General features: G+C 72.7%; 1 protein-coding gene. It reads left to right on the top strand.

The window, feature by feature from the left end:
• The coding region (locus IG94_RS0137995) for a beta-ketoacyl synthase N-terminal-like domain-containing protein (protein ID WP_031048745.1) at positions 1–758 on the top strand (758 nt) is incomplete at both ends.

Genomic DNA, 758 nt, shown 5'->3' on the forward strand with positions numbered 1-758 from the left:
CTCCGCGGCACCCGCACCGGCGTCTTCACCGGCGTCATGTACGACGACTACGGCAACCGCCTCATGCAAGCCTCCCCCGACGGCTTCGAAGGCTTCCTGCTCGCCGGTACCCAGACGAGCGTGGCGTCCGGACGGGTGTCGTACGTGCTCGATCTGGCCGGACCCGCCCTGACGGTGGACACGGCGTGCTCGTCGTCGCTGGTGGCCCTGCACCTCGCTGTCCAGGCCCTGCGCAACGGCGAATGCGACCTCGCACTGGCGGGCGGCGTCACCGTGATGGCGACTCCGGCGGCGTTCGTCGAGTTCAGCCGGCAGCGCGGGCTCGCGCCCGACGGACGCTCCAAGTCCTTCTCCGCCGACGCCGACGGAGCCGCCTGGAGCGAAGGCGTCGGCCTGCTGCTCGTCGACCGCCTCCCCGACGCCCGCCGCAACGGCCACCAGGTGCTGGCCGTGGTACGCGGCTCAGCGGTCAACCAGGACGGAGCCTCCAACGGCCTCACCGCGCCGAGCGCCCCGGCGCAGCGCCGCGTCATCCGCGAGGCGCTGGCCGGCGCGGGGCTGTCGGCGTCCGACGTCGACGCGGTGGAGGCGCACGGCACCGGTACCACCCTCGGCGACCCCATCGAGGCCGAGGCGATCCTCGCCACATACGGGCAGAACCGCTCCGACCAGCCGCTGTGGCTGGGCTCGGTCAAGTCCAACATCGGCCACGCCCAAGCCGCCGCGGGAGTCGCCGGCATCATCAAGATGATCCAGGC

The sequence above is a fragment of the Streptomyces olivaceus genome (assembly GCF_000721235.1).
Classification (GTDB): domain Bacteria; phylum Actinomycetota; class Actinomycetes; order Streptomycetales; family Streptomycetaceae; genus Streptomyces; species Streptomyces olivaceus.